The 14,444-nt window shown below is 60.1% G+C and carries 9 protein-coding genes; 7 read left to right on the top strand and 2 right to left on the bottom strand.

Annotation, left to right across the window (positions count from 1 at the left end; genetic code table 11):
• Positions 1–25: 25 nt before the first annotated feature.
• Positions 26–3,166, bottom strand: coding sequence for an error-prone DNA polymerase (locus tag GE027_RS19855; protein ID WP_153558971.1), 3,141 nt, complete (start codon positions 3,164–3,166; stop codon positions 26–28).
• Between the two features lie 155 nt (positions 3,167–3,321).
• Between GE027_RS19855 and GE027_RS19860 the strand changes: the two genes are divergently transcribed.
• From GE027_RS19860 to GE027_RS19875, 4 genes are all read left to right on the top strand, one after another.
• Complete coding sequence (locus GE027_RS19860) at positions 3,322–4,848, top strand: sulfatase family protein (protein WP_153558972.1); 1,527 nt, start codon at positions 3,322–3,324, stop codon at positions 4,846–4,848.
• A gap of 531 nt (positions 4,849–5,379) precedes the next feature.
• Positions 5,380–5,667, top strand: coding sequence for a hypothetical protein (locus tag GE027_RS19865; RefSeq protein ID WP_153558973.1), 288 nt, complete (start codon positions 5,380–5,382; stop codon positions 5,665–5,667).
• 16 nt (positions 5,668–5,683) lie between these two features.
• Positions 5,684–6,955, top strand: a complete 1,272-nt coding sequence (locus GE027_RS19870; RefSeq protein WP_153558974.1) for an RHS repeat-associated core domain-containing protein — start codon at positions 5,684–5,686, stop codon at positions 6,953–6,955.
• A 5-nt stretch (positions 6,956–6,960) separates the two neighbouring features.
• The gene (locus GE027_RS19875) at positions 6,961–7,359 is read left to right on the top strand and encodes a hypothetical protein (RefSeq protein WP_153558975.1); all 399 of its coding nucleotides are present in this window, start codon (positions 6,961–6,963) and stop codon (positions 7,357–7,359) included.
• Positions 7,360–7,819: 460 nt separating this feature from the next.
• On the opposite strand, the gene GE027_RS19880 is transcribed toward GE027_RS19875, so the two are convergent.
• Positions 7,820–9,388 (bottom strand): IS91 family transposase, encoded by a 1,569-nt coding sequence (locus GE027_RS19880; RefSeq protein ID WP_162006840.1) that lies wholly within the window; start codon positions 9,386–9,388, stop codon positions 7,820–7,822.
• A 404-nt stretch (positions 9,389–9,792) separates the two neighbouring features.
• Here GE027_RS19880 and GE027_RS19885 point away from each other — a divergent pair, with 404 nt between their 5' ends.
• The 3 genes from GE027_RS19885 to GE027_RS19895 all read left to right on the top strand — a co-directional run bounded on the left by GE027_RS19885 (position 9,793) and on the right by GE027_RS19895 (position 14,334).
• Entirely contained in the window at positions 9,793–11,919 is a 2,127-nt protein-coding gene (locus tag GE027_RS19885) for a hypothetical protein (protein WP_153558977.1), read from the top strand.
• Positions 11,920–12,218: 299 nt separating this feature from the next.
• A complete protein-coding gene (xerC, locus tag GE027_RS19890) occupies positions 12,219–13,208 on the top strand; it encodes a site-specific tyrosine recombinase XerC (RefSeq protein WP_153558978.1) in 990 nt (329 codons plus the stop codon).
• Positions 13,209–13,422: 214 nt separating this feature from the next.
• Complete coding sequence (locus GE027_RS19895) at positions 13,423–14,334, top strand: RHS repeat-associated core domain-containing protein (protein ID WP_162006841.1); 912 nt, start codon at positions 13,423–13,425, stop codon at positions 14,332–14,334.
• The last annotated feature ends 110 nt before the right edge of the window (positions 14,335–14,444 follow it).

A 14,444-nucleotide genomic window follows, 5' to 3' on the forward strand; every position in this document is an offset into this window, starting at 1 on the left:
TCGGGATCAAGCTGGCTCTACCCGCTTAGCGAAAATCGCGAGAACGCACCTGTAGGCCGTCGACGTGCCCGGCCAGATCTTCCAGGCCGCCGACCACGACGTGGATCACCCCTTGCCGGTTTTCCAGCGTCCCGGCGACCAGCCAGGCGTTGCTGGTCTTGGCGATTTTGTAGTATCGCTGCCAGACCTGCGAAAAAATCACCAGATTGACGCTGCCCGTCTCGTCTTCCAGCGTCACAAACGTGATCCCCTTGGCCGTCGAGGGTCGCTGCCGCAGCAGGACCAGACCGGCCACGCGGACCCGGCGGCCGTGACGCAGCGTCGCCAGACGGGCGGCCGACACACAGTCCAGCGAGTCCAGTTCCTCTCGGCAAAACTGCAGCGGATGGCCGCGGAGGCTGACGCCCGTCGTGTTGTAGTCCGCATACACCTGTTCCAGGGGCGACGGGGGCAACAGACGCTCCGGCGGTTCCTCGTCGCCGCCGTCTTGCAATTCGGCAAACAGGGGCCGCCGGTCCTGACTGTCGTCCTGGGCCAGCGCCTCCCACAGGGCCGCGCGCCGGTTGCTCGTGATGCTGCCCAACGCATCGGCGTCGGCCAACAGCCCCAAGGCGGCCTTCCCCAGCGCTACGCGGCGGTTGAGGTCTGACAGGTCCTGGTACGGACCGCCGGCCTCACGCTGCTCCAGCAATCGTTCGGCCACGCCTGTGGGCAAGCTACGGATCATTCGCAGCCCCAATCGCACCGGCTTGCCGGTGCGCTCGGTGGATTCCGACGCGGATTCCAACGTGCAGTCCCACTGGCTGTGGTTGACGTCCGGCGGCAAAACCTGCACGCCGTGCTGCCGCGCATCGGCGATCAGCTGGGCCGGAGCGTAAAAGCCCATGGGTTGGCTGTTGAGAATCGCCGCGCAGAACGCGTCCGGGTAATGACATTTGACGTAACTGGATGCGTACACCAACAACGCAAAACTGGCGGCGTGCGATTCGGGAAACCCGTACTCGCCAAAACCCTTGATCTGATGAAAGACCTGTTCGGCAAACTCGCCCCTCAATCCGTTGCGGCGCATGCCTTCCATCAATTTGATGCGAAACTGGTCGATCACTCCGGGCCGTCGCCAGGCCGCCATCGCACGCCGCAACTGATCGGCTTCGCCCGGCGTGAAACCGGCTGCGACCACGGCCAATCGCATCGCTTGTTCCTGAAAGATCGGCACGCCCAGCGTTCGCTCGAGCACCTGGCGAATCGCCTCGTTGGGGTACCGGACCGCTTGTGGGTTCTGGCGAGCTTTCAAGAACGGATGCACCATATTGCCCTGGATCGGGCCGGGACGCACGATCGCTACTTCGACAACCAGGTCGTAGTAACAGCGTGGGCGCAGCCGCGGCAGCATGCTCATCTGCGCCCGGCTTTCGATCTGGAACACGCCCACCGTGTCGGCTCGGCAGATCATGTCGTAGGTCGCCGTGTCGTTGGGCGGGATGTTAGCCAGCGACAGCGGCCGGTCGTGGTGCTGGGCGATCAGGGCGAAACTGCGCCGCAAGGCCGACAGCATTCCCAGCGCCAACACGTCGACCTTCAGGATTCCCAGTTCCTCCAGGTCGTCCTTGTCCCACTGGATCACGGTCCGCCCGGCCATCGCGGCGTTTTCGATCGGACACAGCTCGCACAGGTCGCCGCGGGTCATCACCATCCCGCCGACGTGCTGGGAAAGATGCCGCGGGAATCCCATCAACGTCGTGGTCAGGTAGACGAACCGTTTGCCGGTGTCGGAGGTGGTGTCCAGGCCGCATTCTTCGAAACGCTGGATGACGTCGTCACCGCCGCTGCGACCATCGGCGTACTTGGCCAGCGTATCGATCGTGTCGGCCGATAACCCCATGGCTTTGCCCACCTCGCGGACGGCGCTCCGCAGCCGATAGGTCACCACGGTCGCCGTCAAACCGGCTCGCTCGCGTCCGTATTTCTGATACAGATACTGCAGCACCTCCTCGCGCCGCTGGTGTTCAAAGTCGACGTCGATGTCCGGGGCCTCGTTGCGTTCGCGGCTGATGAACCGTTCGAACAGCAGGTCGGTGCGGCTGGGATCGACATTGGTGATTCCCAGGCAATAACAGGCGACCGAGTTGGCAGCCGAACCACGGCCCTGGCACAGGATCTGTTGGCTCTTGGCAAAGCGTACTAAATCCCACACCGTCAAAAAGTACGCTTCATAACGCAGTTCTTGGATCAACTGCATCTCGTGCTTCAACGCCTTGATGATCCGCTGGGGAACGCCACCGGGCCAACGCTGCTGGGCCCCCTCCCAAACCAATCGCTTCAGGTGTTCCAGCGGGGTGACGCCTGCCGGAGCCAATTCCTCGGGATACTCATACCGCAGCTCGTCCAGCTGAAACGCACAGCGCCCGGCGACCTCCAGCGTCCGCTCCAAGGCCCCCGGAACCCGTCGATATACCTGCTGCAGCTCGGGCAAACTGCGCAGATGCCGCTGGCTGTTGGCGAAGCGCTGGGCGTGAACCTGATCGATCGTGGTACCGTTGCGAATCGCCGTGACGCAATCGTGCAGAATCATCCGCTGGCTGCAGTGGTAGTGGACGTCGCCGGCGGCCACCAGCGGCAAGCCGGTCGCGCGGCTCCGCTGCTCCAGTTGTTCGGCCCACGGGACGTCGTCGACGCCGCGGTGCAGCTCGCACAACAGGTACGCGCGGTCGCCGAACAATTCCTTGACGCGCGAGAGTGCCTTGCGGCCGGGCAGTTGACGTTCCTGGGCGGTCAGCGGGCAAAACACTCCGGCCAATAGCCCCTCCTGCAGTTCCGCTACGTCGTCCCAGCGCAGCGAACACGTACCCTTCTCGCCACGCATCCGGCCCCGCGACAGCAACCGGCACAGCCGCCCGTACGCGGCGCGGTCGCGAGGCCAAAGCACCAGCGGAGGCGCGTCCTCGGGATAGACCTCCGCGCCGACCAGCAGACGAAAGTTCAAATCCCGAGCGTGTCCGAAGGCGCGGACCACCCCGGCCAGGGACGCCTGGTCGGTCAGAGCCAACGCGTCGTAACCCAGCTCCGAGGCCCGCTGGACCAATTCGTCGGGATGCGAAGCCCCGTGCAGGAACGAAAAGTTCGAGCGGCAGTGCAGTTCGGCGTAACGAGCGGGTGGCGTGGACATGCGTTTAGTGTAGCCGGTTGGCGAGCGATGGTGCCAGGACCCCACCGGCGATGCCGGTCAACTAGAATGACTCGCGTCGTCGGCCGGGCAGCGTCCTGAAAGCTTTCCTGCCGATTTCCGCATGCTTCGAACCTTTTAGGACTTCTTGAAACACCATGTCGCGTACCTACCTTTGTTTGTTCGCCTTGCTGCTGTTGGCGATTCCGGCCTGGCAATCGGCCGGAGCGGCGGAGAAAAACATTATCTTCTTCGTCACCGATGACGAGAGTCCGACGCTGGGCTGCTACGGCGACCCGGTAGCGAAAACGCCGGCGATCGATGCCTTGGCCGCCGATGGCGTGCTGTTTCGCAACGCCTTTGCCACCACCGCTTCGTGCAGCGCCAGTCGCTCGGTGATCATGTCGGGGTTGCACAATCACAAGAACGGTCAATACGGCCACACGCATCACTTCCACAAGTTCAACTCGTACCACAACGTGGTCTCGCTGGCCCTGCCACGGGTGCTGGCTCGCGAAGGTTACCGGACGGGCCAGATCGGCAAGTACCACGTCGCGCCGGAGACGGTTTTTCACTTCGAGACCTACATGCAAGGCCGCACGCGAAACGCCGTGCAAATGGCCGAGCAGAGCCGCGAGTTCATCACCGCTGACGACGAACGACCGTTCTTCTTGTACTTTGGGACGTCGGATCCCCACCGAGGTGGCGGGATCGACCAGACGTCGTCGCTGGAGTTGAAACCGAATCTGTTCGGCAACCGGCCCGAGCGGGGCTCACACCAAGGCGTCGACGAGGTGTTCTACGATCCGGCCGACGTGGTCGTGCCGCCGTTTCTGACCGATACGCCGGAAACCCGCGAGGAGCTGGCGCAGTACTATCAGTCGTGTTCTCGCATCGACCGTGGCTTGGCCCGGTTGGTCGAGATCCTGAAGGAGAACGATCTGTACGACAAAACCCTGATCGTCTTCACGTCGGATCATGGGATGGCCTTTGCCGGTGGCAAGACGACCGTCTACGAAGCGGGTTTGCGCGTACCGTTTGTGGTCCGCAATCCTTACGTGGAACAGCGCGGAATCGAAACCGATGCCTTGATCAGCCACATCGATATCACGCCTTCACTGGTCGACTTTGCCGGCGGTTTGGATCCGCAGACCAATGGTCCCAAGAAGTGGATCAATCCGGATCAGTTCTGGAAGGAGCGTGGTGAGGCGGTCAAGGAGAACCGCAGTGGCGGCAACCAGTTCCGCAGCTACCACGGCAAGTCCTGGTTGCATCTGCTGGAAAACCCTCAGGCGGAACACTGGGAGACGTTGTTCGCCTCGCACACCTTCCACGAGATCACGATGTACTACCCGATGCGGGTCGTGCGCGACAAGCAGTACAAGCTGATCTGGAACATCGCCCACGGCTTGCCCTATCCGTTTGCTTCGGACCTCTGGGCGGCCAGCAGTTGGCAGGCTCAGTACCAGAAAGGCCCCGACGCAGCGTACGGTTTGAAGACGGTGGACCAGTACATCAACCGTCCGGCATTCGAGCTGTACGACGTCCAAACCGATCCGCACGAAGCCAATAACCTGGCCGCGGATCCAGCCTACGACAAGGTTCTGCAGGAGTACCAGCAGAAGCTGAAAAAGCTGCAGAAGAAGTTCGAAGATCCCTGGATCATGAAGTGGGACTACGAGTAGCGGAATGAGGGCAACCAAAAAGGTCCCTCCGGGTTCGTCGCGGGAAAGCCAAGGATGGTGAATGTTCGGAGGCACCCGCGGTGGTGGCCGAATGATTTGCGTGAGGAGTCTCCATCCTTTCTCTTCGGACACCACCGTTATGCCTGAAAAAATCCCGCTGTCTGGATGAAACCACGAGAATCCCGGATGGAGGTTCCTTAGTCGACAGAGCGGATCAATGGTGAGCGGCAAGGCACTAGCCGCCGGTCTTGGCCGCTCGTGGTGGATCCGCCCCGTCAGGGGAAACTTTAGCCCGAAGGGCGACACAGGGTACGTCGTGTCGACCCTCCAGTGCTTTTTGTTGTTTGGAGGCTACGGGCCAGCGGTTGACCGGCTTGCCGATTAAATGAGCCGTTTAGGCGATAGCCTCGGTTTCGTCACCGCAAAACCGGGGCTCTCGCCCAAACGGCTCACATTAGCAATGAGTTTTCAAATAACTCGATAGGCCGTGGACTTCGTATAAGGTATCAGCACTCTTTTTCGCTCGACGCCGTGCTCACCAAGCTGGCCGCGACCACGGCCACTGGCGGTGCGGCCGTTACTCTGGATGCGGATGCTCCGGGAAGTGCGCGCGTCAGCATCAGTGCTGAGAGCGAAGTCCGCTTCAGTATCAGCGATGCGGCTGGCCGCAGTGTGATGACCGGCAGCGTGTATAATAACGGAGTCAGTGAAACGCGAGCTTACAACACCGACAACACGCTGGCCAGCATCAACTACAGCGGGGCTGCAATCGGCACCTACAGCTACGGCTGCCCGCGCCAACAAGAACAAGACGAGTGAGACGATCACCGGTACGATGAGCAATTACGGCTTCACGGTTCCGACGAGCGGCTATGACGATGAAGATCGTCTGGTGGGCTGGAACCGCGCCGACAGCAACCTCGACCAGTCTTGGAACCTCAGCCTGGTGGGTGACTGGGACAGCTTTACGGAGAACAGCACGACGCAGAACCGCACGCACGGGGATGCTCACGAGATCCTTACGGCCGACAGTCAAGCTGTCACCCACGACGCCAAAGGCAATCAAACCGGATTGCCGTCGAACCTGACGACGTCGACCTCGGGGCTAACGCTCGAGTGGGACTTCGAGAACAAGCTACATGCGGCGGATGTCGACGGCACATCGGGTGCGGACATCTTGCAAAAGTTCGATGCCCTTGGTCGGCGGATCTCCCGAGACGACGGCACGACCACAACCGTCTTTGTGCCGAGCGGTCAGCAGACGATCGCCGACTACACCGCCGGCACAGCGGCGAGCAGTCCGACCTATCGCTACGTCTACGCCAGCTACATCGACGAACCCGTCATGCGAGCCGGCAGTACATCCACGGCCAAGCTCTACTATCACCGCAACCAGCAGTACAGCGTCACCGCCCTGACGGATACGACCGGCTCGATCGCGGAGCGGTATGCCTACGATGCCTACGGCAAACTGACGGTGACGGATGGTAGCGGGAATTCGATTAGTGGTTCGGCGTACGGCAACCGGTACACCTATACCGGGCGTGAGTGGGACGGCGAGCTTGGGCTGTACTACTTCCGCGCGCGGATGTACTCGCCGGAGAGCGGTAGGTTCGTGTCACGTGACCCCATTGGGTATGAAGACGGTCAAAATCTATACGAGAATTCCTTCCGATTGGTAGGAGTTGATCCTACGGGGCTACTTGTTGACACCGTCACTCAGGCTGCGAGGGTATGTGCCAACGACCACAACAAACGTGCTTGCATGGAAACCTTGCTCGGAAGGCCGCTCAAGCCGGACGAAGTGGCGAAATTTTTTCCGAAGCAGGCGCCTCCACCATCTCCACAGCCTCGTGTTGACGTGGAACAGGCCGTCATGGTCGGTATTTCACTGTACTGCATAAAGAAAGCGCTTGATGTCATTCGACCGCGTCCTCAGAACAACAATGATGAGTGTGTCGAACAGTGGGAAAGTGACCAGCGTTGGTGTTCGCGTAAATATCGAAATGATCCGGACAACTACCGTGCATGTCTAGAGTGGGCACGGTGGCAATACTTAGCTTGCGTAGATGACAAGCCTCGTAAACCATTTGCGGAACCATATTGATCGGAATGAATGATTCTTTAGAACGAAAAGCGGTGCGATTGCTTGCTGGCGGGAATCCCCAGGGGGCTAGGGAAATTTTCTTGTCTGCGGCGGAAATGACACCGGACCGGTATTCGTACTATCTGTGCTGGGCCGCCCATGCATCGCTTAAGGCCGGCCGTCGAGAAGTTGCAATTGCGGAATTTCAGCAAGCAATTCAAAATGATCAAACGATCTTTTCATTGCTCAGTTATGCGCAGCACCTGATTGATGCTGGCAAGTATGCAGCTGCGAAAGATCAACTGGATATTGCTCGCGGCACCAATCGCCATCTGCTGGACACCACTCCAGGTGAACAATACGAGTCCCGGCTATTTCGTGAGGTAGAAACGCATTTGAGCGAAGCGACGGGACGGGCGCAATAGAAAGATGCGGACTGGGTGTGGCGATGGGGGCCAGTAGCATCCTCCGGTGTCACTCGGTTTGTTGGCTGCTGACTACCGACATTGCTGAAAACGACATATATGGGGGAGTGAGCGGTTTTAAGTCATGCGATAGGCCAGTAGACTCGACAGAAAAAGAGTGAGTAGCTCGGCCGATGGGGACGAATAGGGCCCTCGGATCTCATTTGCTTCGTTGACCGCTGACTGCGTGGTTAGCAGCGGCGGCGTGTAAGAGGTAGCGAGCAGTTTTGGCTCACGCGAAGTGCCGCACGATTGAATGCGAACGTTGCTTGGCCGCGCGATCGCACGGCAAGCCGCCGAGTTACAGGGCTTTGCATCGCGTTTTGGCGCTTTTGGCTGTCTGACTGCGCAGCGGTCAGTTCGCCGGTGTGATGGCCGATCGGTTGGCAACGACGATTTGCTTTGCGAACCTGTCTCGCGATCATGGCGGGGGATGCTCCGGAATTGACTCCGTCGCCTGCTGCTGGCGACGCTGTTCGGCTTTCAATTCGGCCGCGACGAAGGCTCGCAGGTGGTCCGGAACCAGCAAGGGAACCTTCTCGGGCGGACCGTCCGTCTTGCCACTGAGCCAAGCGATCAACTGCACGAGGTACGGCAAGATCCGTAGGGTCAGTCGGCCATCGATCTGCTCGAGTGGCTGCATCGGTCGTTTGCACATCCGGCAACGCGCCGGGTAGCTGCCGCGATGCTTGTTGTCTTCACCGGTGAATAATGCACGACGTTCGTCCTCGGGAGATAAGGTGTCGGTAAGTAACTGGTCAGCTGGTGCAGGGGCGGACTGGTCTTGCGATGCGTCACCGGCGTGTTTGTGCAGGGCGATCAGCCTCCGGCAAGCTTTCAAACGCTCGTGGCGGCCCTTGGGTGCGAACAGGCCCACGTAGCGAATGCGGCGGCTGTGCCGCGGAAGGATGTGTGAGGCGAATCGCTCGACGAACTCCGCACCCGGCATCGTTTCCGTCGTTCGCTCGCCCGTGCGATAATCTTTTAGCTTGATGGTGACGCCGCTGTCGTCATCGGAGACCATCCGGTGGTCGCTGATCGCGGTGCCGGCCACGTACGATGCCAGGTAATTGACGATGCCCTCGCTGCCGGACCACTGGGCCGGCGAGGCCTGTAGGTCGACGATCCACGACTTGTCCATCAGTCGCTTCGTCAACTCGCCTGCAGCCAACTGCTGCGCCGGTTCATCCGTCGGCTCTACGCCCGGCATGCGGATCTTTCTGGCTTTTACCCGGCGCCTAAAACGATCCGTGTACTGACTGCGATAGACCGTGGCAAGCTCTTCCCGCAGTGACCGCAGCGAGGCTTCATCGATCGGCAGGGACACCCACCGGTCGCTCTCCACACTCGTTTCTTTCCTACTGCCCGAGTCCGTCCCAATCCCGCCGGCGATCAACACCACGTGTAAGTGAACATGCCGGTTCAGGCGTTGTCCCCAGGTGTGCAGCGTCATCACCGCACCCACATCATCGATACCGCGTGCTGCCAGCACGCTCTTCAGCGACGTGATCGCACTATCGAACAGCAGCCGAATCAGCTCGTGGTCGTTACTGGTGGTCTTCGGCGGCGGAGGCCCGAGGAGGTCATGGGTAGCCGGTGTTGGCTTGATCGGCAGCGACCGCGTTCCCGGCAAGTCATGTACGGCATTGAGCTCATGCGGCGTGGTGAACACCACGTGAAGGTACGGCACGTCCAAAGCGATTTCGGACATCCGCACCTTCCAGCCATCGCGGCGACCATCGCCGCAGCAGGGGCAGTGCCGGTTGCCACAGGAGTTCAGCGTGACGTGCCCGTGATCGCACGCGGCGCAGCCGTGTGAACGGCTGCCGTAGCTGCCGCGGCGACAGCCGCTCAGCTGCCGCAGCACACGTCGCTGCCGAGTGGATAGCCGCGGTAGGCTGTCGACCAGATGCCGCCGCAGGACGTTGACGACGCGTGGCCGGGCGTGAACGGTCGCCTGCCGAGAAGCAACGGCGGGCGCGTTCGGCATTGGTTGATCGTCCAGGTGTTGAGGAAGCCGCCGCATGAGGCTGACTGCCCGGTGGCCCGCACAACTTAACACTTCGCGAGAGAGTTTTCTGTCATTCCCACTGGTTTACCCCTTTCACGCTAGCTATTTGGCGAGACATATTCGGCCGATCGACCAACGCGTATCGACTGCCGCCTGTGCGTGACGAGCCGTGACCGTTTGAAGAATCGATTGACTGGCCGAATATGGCAGCGCCAAAAGGTGGCCACTTCGATCGACGTTCGCGATCGCACTGCGTTCTTCGTCCGCTCCAGGGTGTAGCTGAAGTCGCCAGACTTTGGACGTTCCGGTGGAGCACCCAGTCCCCAAACTCTGGCGAGTTCAGCTACCAGAGACGCGGTATTACCTGTCAGGAAAAGCGTCCCATGAACGATCCACACTTCCTGCAGCAGCTCCTTGACGCGCCGCTGCAGACGGTCGCCACGTATTACGCGAACTGCCTGGCAGGCAACCGCCGCGCGATCGAGTTCATCGTCGAACATCGAAAGCTAACGCCCGAGCAGGCGGCCTCGCAGAACCTCGGGTTCGCCGATCGCACGCTGGGCAAACAGATCCCCAGTCGCCGCGTCAACCTCGGTCGAAAGGTCCGCGACCGGCTCGTCGAGTGCGGGCTCTACAAACCCAACGGCCGCGAAACGCTCCGTGGCCGTGTTACCGAACCGGTCCTCGACGACGAAGGCAATCTCATCGGGCTGCGCGGCTACAAGATCGACGCGGCCGCCGAAGGCGAGTCCGTGATCGAATGTGGCATAGGCTTCCAGCCTGTGAAGACGGACGTATGTGGCATAGGCTTCCAGTCTGTGAAGACGGACGAACCCGCAGCCGAGTCGGCTGCGGTTCAGGAGCCATCCGAGACGCCAGCCGAACCCAACGAACCGACTGAACCCCACGTCAACGATTCTTCCGACCTCACCATCGCAGACGACAGCCTGCACTTCACGCGCGACGATCGTCACTACCGCGTCCGCGGCTTGGAGAAAAACCGTTCGGCCTGCACGCTGAAGGTCAACTTGATGGTCAGCCGTGACTCCCTGGTGCATCTCGATTCACTGGATCTGGTTAAAGCCCGCTCACGTGCCTCGTTCATCAAGGCCGCTGCAACCGAACTGTACGTCGACGCAGGGATCATCAAGAAAGACATCGGCCAGTTGCTACTGAAGCTAGAGACGCATCAAGCCCAACGGATCGCCGAGCTGAAAGCGCCGCAGAAACCCGCCGCTGTGACGCTCAGCGACGAGGATCGAGCGGCCGCCCTGGAACTGCTGCGAGCCCCCAATCTACTTGAGCGAATCGTCACCGACATGGACGCTTGCGGGATCGTGGGCGAGTCGACCAACAAGCTGGCCGGCTACCTGGCGGCGACCAGCCGCAAGCTCGCCAAGCCGTTGGCCGTCGTGATCCAGTCCTCATCTTCGGCCGGCAAAACGTCGCTGATGGACGCCGTGCTGTCGATGATGCCAAGTGAAGACGTGCAACGTTTCAGTGGCATGACCGGGCAATCGCTGTTCTATCTGAACAGCGACCAAATCCGTCACAAGATCCTAGCGATCGCCGAAGACGAAGGCATCCAGCAGGCCACCTACGCCCTGAAGCTGTTGCAGAGCGAGGGCCAGCTACGGCACGCCACCGTGGGACGCGGCGAGAACGGTCGCAGCCAAACCCAAGAACATCACGTCCAGGGCCCGGTACAAATCTTTCTCACCACCACGGCCATGGACATCGACGAAGAACTGGTCAACCGCTGCTTCGTGCTATCAGTCGACGAGACCAAGAACCAAACGAATGCCATCCAACTGAAGCAACGTGAGACATTTACCAACGAATTCACTCATGCCATGTCCTTCGCTGACAGCTTACGCACGCTGCATCAGAACGCGCAACGTCTTCTACGCCCACTGGATGTCTTCAATCCCTACGCCCCACAACTGACCTTCCCCGATCACAAAACCCGGATGCGGCGCGATCACATCAAGTATCTCACTCTGATCCACACGATCACCTTCCTGCATCAACACCAACGCACCATCCATCAAGCCACCCATGCAGGGAAAGCTGACGAATACATCAACGTTGAACCGTGCGACATCGCCGTGGCCAACGGGTTGGCAGGCGAAGTCCTGGGACGCAGTCTGGACGAACTCTCCCCTCAAACCAGGGCTTTACTGGGCAAGCTTCACGAACACGTTGACGTTGAAACTCAGGTCCAGGGCGTGCCACGCAACGCGTATCGGTTTACCCGTCGCGATGTTCGTGAGTCGATCCATTGGAGTGATTCACAGATCCGAAAACATCTGAGCCGCCTGGTCGAGCTGGAATATGTCCTGGTTCATCGCGGTCGCAACGGTCAGCGTTACGTCTATGAGTTGTTGTACAGCGGCGAAGGCCAAGAAGGGCAGCCGTTCCTGATGGGCTTGATCGATCCGGCGAAGCTAAAATCGCCTGCCTCTATGACCCAAACCTTGCCCCCCTCGGCACCAACCTTGACCCCCTGAGCAGGCAAGCTCAACCCCGGCTTGCACCCCGCTTGCCCGCCCCAAAACCCCGGCTTGCAAGCAGCTAAGATCGACGCAATCCATTCTCTACAAGCGACTACCGACGCAAGCCTCCAAACTTCGCTTCCAAACCTCGCAAGGCCCCCTGTAAAAACGCCTTGTCATAAGCGCATAAGCGCCTCTTCACTGAGGTGGCTTGCTCCTTGAGCTCGATCACTCTGATCGGGCTTTTTCTTTACCCCCGTTGGCACGAACTGTCTGGCAGTCCGCGCCGACCCTGTTCTTGAAGGAAGTTTGTCATGTCCAAGCAAGAAAAAACTCCGTCCCTGGCAGCCCTGCTGGCCCGCTACTTCGTCGACCTTCGCGTGTACAACTGGTCGCCGCGAACGATCGACCGTCGCTCGCACAGCCTGGGTCAATTCATCGCGTGGTGCGAGCAGCGCGGCATCGACGGCGCGGCCGAGATCACGACCGAAGCGATCGAAGCCTACCGCCGGCACCTGTTCCATCGACGCAACGAGCGGACCGGCAAACCGCTGACGTTCTGTACCCAGGCCAGTTACCTGTCGGCCATCCGTCACTGGCTCACCTGGATGGTCGAGCAGAAGTTCTTGCAGGCCAACCCGGCTCGAGATATGGCCCTGCCCAAGCTGCCTCGTCGCCTGCCGGCTTCGCACCTGAGCATCAGCGAAGTCGAGGCGTTGCTAAACGCCGTCGAGCTCAGCACACCATCGGGACTCCGCGACCGAGCGATCCTGGAAACGTTTTATGCGACCGGGATGCGTCGTGCCGAGCTGATCGGGTTGAAGCTGGAAGACCTGAACGTCGACAGCCGCGTACTGATGATCCGCGAAGGCAAAGGCGGCAAGGACCGCGTCGTCCCGATCGGCCGCCGCACGCTGGAGTGGATCGAGAAGTACCTGCACGATGGTCGAGACGCACTGGCCGGCGACAACCGCGACGTCCTGTTCGTCACAGCTCTCGGCAACGCCTTCCATCCCAACAACCTGTCGGCTCTGGTCCGCGAGTACTTGGTCGCCGCAGGGATCACCAAACGCGGCAGCTGCCATCTTCTTCGGCACACGGCAGCAACGCTGATGCTCGAGCGAGGTGCGGACGTGCGGACGATCCAGACGCTGCTGGGGCACGAAAGCCTCAACACGACACAGATCTACCTGCACGTCACGATCCAGCAGCTGCGCGACGTGCATGAAAGGACGCATCCGGCCGCCCAAGATCGGCCAGCCGGCGAGCCGCCCGAGGACACCCCGCAAAGCCGCAATACATAGCGCAGCGGGACCGGTGAACCAGTACAATGGCGAGATGCTCTGCCCGTCATCATCTCGTCGTTGTCCGCCTCGAAACTTGCGCGCACCACTGCGCGGGAGCAGGCAACCGGCACGCAGCGGAACAATGCGAAACCGTAGGCACGCAGCGCTCCGCGAGTCCTCGCGATGCCCCAGCAAAACGCCAGCTAAACGCGTCTGTGCCAAAGAAAACCGCATGCGGTGTTACCAAAGCAACCAACAGTACAGCGTCACCGCACTGACCGATACGACCGGGGCGATCATGGAACGCTACGCCTACGACGCCTATGGCAAGCTGACGGTGACCGATGGCAGCGGGACGACGCTGGCTGGTTCGGCGTACGGGAATCGGTACACCTACACCGGTCGCGAGTGGGACGGTGAGCTTGGGCTGTATCACTACCGGGCGCGGATGTACTCACCAGACACAGGGCGGTTCGTGTCCCGCGATCCGATTGGGTACATCAGTGGTATGATTCTCTACGGGAACTATTTCGGGCTGTTTAGAGTCGATCCAACCGGGCTCCAAGTAGCAGCGGTGCCAGGGATGATTGAAGCTGATCAAATCCCCGATTTAGAGGAATCGGTGGTGCCTACAGTGGCTCCCAACCAAATCGAAGTCCTTATTCAACAACTCCGCGAGGAAATCGAACGGTTAACCATCGAGCAATGTGGTGAACTTTGTCGTCGATGGGTTGAGAAGGAAAAAACTAAGGATCAAACGTGGCGTAAAAAACTTAAAAAGTGCCCGTGCAACCAAGAAAACGCGAGTTTCCCAGCCTTTGTCGAGTCCCCAGCAGATGTCAACACCCATCCTGGATGTGCGACTTGCTTTCGTTCTTTTGAAGTTCTGCCAATGAGTGCTGGTCAGCAATGTTGCTATGACCAAAGCGGTTCGTTGATAACGAGCGGCACCGGTGGCGGTACTGTTGATCGCATTACGCCCTTTAATCCCCTCGGCCATTTCATCCACGACGTGTTTCCTTACCTAGTTTGTAAGAAGGCGAGCATGCTGGACGACTATGAGATATTACGTCCCATCGACCAAGGTATTGATCCGAACGGAAAACCATGCACACAAAACCCTACTCCGCCGCTTCAGAAATAAGTTCAATCGCGGTGTCTTTTCTTTGTTCCTTCGCGGCTGCTTTAATTTGCACCGGCCAGATAACGGCGCAGGACACTGTCAGCCGTGCGGATTTGGCAATGCTTTCGAAG

Source organism: Roseimaritima sediminicola (assembly GCF_009618275.1).
GTDB lineage: Bacteria > Planctomycetota > Planctomycetia > Pirellulales > Pirellulaceae > Roseimaritima > Roseimaritima sediminicola.

What these genes read in the sequence shown, in the direction of transcription:
- xerC (WP_153558978.1), top strand. Translation starts at nt 12,219, where the DNA reads ATGTCCAAGCAAGAAAAAACTCCGTCCCTGGCAGCCCTGCTGGCCCGC.
- GE027_RS19855 (WP_153558971.1), bottom strand. Translation starts at nt 3,166, where the DNA reads ATGTCCACGCCACCCGCTCGTTACGCCGAACTGCACTGCCGCTCGAAC.
- GE027_RS19880 (WP_162006840.1), bottom strand. Translation starts at nt 9,388, where the DNA reads ATGCCGAACGCGCCCGCCGTTGCTTCTCGGCAGGCGACCGTTCACGCC.
- GE027_RS19870 (WP_153558974.1), top strand. Translation starts at nt 5,684, where the DNA reads ATGAGCAATTACGGCTTCACGGTTCCGACGAGCGGCTATGACGATGAA.
- GE027_RS19885 (WP_153558977.1), top strand. Translation starts at nt 9,793, where the DNA reads ATGAACGATCCACACTTCCTGCAGCAGCTCCTTGACGCGCCGCTGCAG.
- GE027_RS19875 (WP_153558975.1), top strand. Translation starts at nt 6,961, where the DNA reads ATGAATGATTCTTTAGAACGAAAAGCGGTGCGATTGCTTGCTGGCGGG.
- GE027_RS19895 (WP_162006841.1), top strand. Translation starts at nt 13,423, where the DNA reads ATGCGGTGTTACCAAAGCAACCAACAGTACAGCGTCACCGCACTGACC.
- GE027_RS19860 (WP_153558972.1), top strand. Translation starts at nt 3,322, where the DNA reads ATGTCGCGTACCTACCTTTGTTTGTTCGCCTTGCTGCTGTTGGCGATT.